Origin of the sequence: Desulfovibrio inopinatus DSM 10711 (assembly GCF_000429305.1) — a bacterium.
GTDB classification, from domain to species: domain Bacteria; phylum Desulfobacterota; class Desulfovibrionia; order Desulfovibrionales; family Desulfovibrionaceae; genus Alteridesulfovibrio; species Alteridesulfovibrio inopinatus.
This window is the reverse complement of the sequence record NZ_KE386880.1, coordinates 11,335-12,711: the sequence shown is the minus strand read 5'-3', so window position 1 is coordinate 12,711 and position 1,377 is coordinate 11,335. Positions and strand designations below refer to the sequence as shown.

Annotated in this window: 2 protein-coding genes; both read right to left on the bottom strand. The window is 55.4% G+C overall.

Going from position 1 to position 1,377, the window contains the following annotated elements; genetic code table 11:
• Nucleotides 1-914 (bottom strand): hypothetical protein (locus tag G451_RS34710; RefSeq protein ID WP_211236385.1); only part of this gene is annotated, 914 nt, incomplete at its 3' end.
• Nucleotides 911-1,377: hypothetical protein (locus tag G451_RS0123685; RefSeq protein ID WP_211236384.1), on the bottom strand; the 467-nt coding region annotated here is incomplete at its 5' end. The genes G451_RS0123685 and G451_RS34710, both read right to left, overlap by 4 nt.

The window sequence follows — 1,377 nt, the reverse complement described above, 5'->3', positions numbered from 1 at the left end:
GCCTCCTGTGCCGCATAAAGGCCCAACGGCCACGATATCCCAACCACAGCCGACGTATCGACGGGCTCATCAAGCAAGGCATAATCCTCTAAAAGCCGGGTAACGATACCGGCAGGTGAATCCACATAGCCCCCGACATTATCGCCTCGGACATCGGCCGTAATCTGGCCAACCGGCGACGATCCGAGACGCAAAAGCCCCTCAGCCAAACACGTGTCGTACGTGCCCGGTGTCGGCGAGGCGGCTTGTAAAGCAGCGGCATCGGCGTAATTTGAGCCAGCCCCCAAGGCCACGCCCTTGTCGTAGACCGCATCCAGGGCTTGTATGCTCCGCCAGTGGACTTGATAAATGAGCTTTTGACTATTGACGAGCACCGGCGAGATATTGCGGCAAATGCCGAGCGCCACCGGCTTGGGCTTATCTTGCAGCGTCTCATCGCCCTCAATACCTTCGGGAGCCACATTATCCCCAGCGTATTGCGCTTGATACAAATCGACTTCAAAGAGCTTATGGCGTTCAACCACCCGAATCTCAATGCCATCATCCGAGGCATCCACGCGATCCACCAGCCCCGACCAAAATGGCGACACATCAGCCTGCGCTTGCCCCTCATCACACAAAAAGACTTGCACGGCCCGCCCGGCGAACGCATACTCATGCAGCAGATACGACAGCGCGCCGTCCTCATTGCCCAGCTCGATAGCACCAAGACTCGACCGAACCACGCCCCCTAACCGATCCCCATCCCAGGCCTCGACAGCATGGGAAAGTGGGGAGCGCAAACGCGGAACAAAAAACGTATTGGCCGGTGTATCATCGGGCCGTGATGTCCAGCCCAGGCCGTTGGTGTAGTAAAAATCGACCTCGACGCCGTCGGCCAGCCGGTAGCCCGTAAGGATGACGCGGGAAATCATTGCACGGCTCGCGATATTTTGGATTCGATGCGCGAGACATTTGTGGCCAATTGTTTGAATTTATCATCCCGATCACCATCTTTGCGGGCTTTATCGGCCAGCAAGCGCAAAATTTTCTCCAGTATTTTTTCCGAGCGCTTATTATCCGTAATATCCCCCAGCGCCATGAGCGCCCGAGCCAATTGGCTATCATTATATACCCGACCGGGCTCTTGGAATTGATACAGCTCCACGCCGCGCTCGCCCACAATGCTGAAAGGACTTTTTTGATCCGTCCGGCCCCCATCGGCGTATTGCTTGATTTGCAACATAGGCCATTTCAGGATGTCGTGTTGTCGATCAAATTGCTTTTGGATGCCAACCCACGTTTGCCGCACAGCATCCACCATCCAGGTGCGCTCGGTATTTTGCATGTAATTTCGGACATGCTGAGCATTGACAGATGCACTATCAATGCGATCCC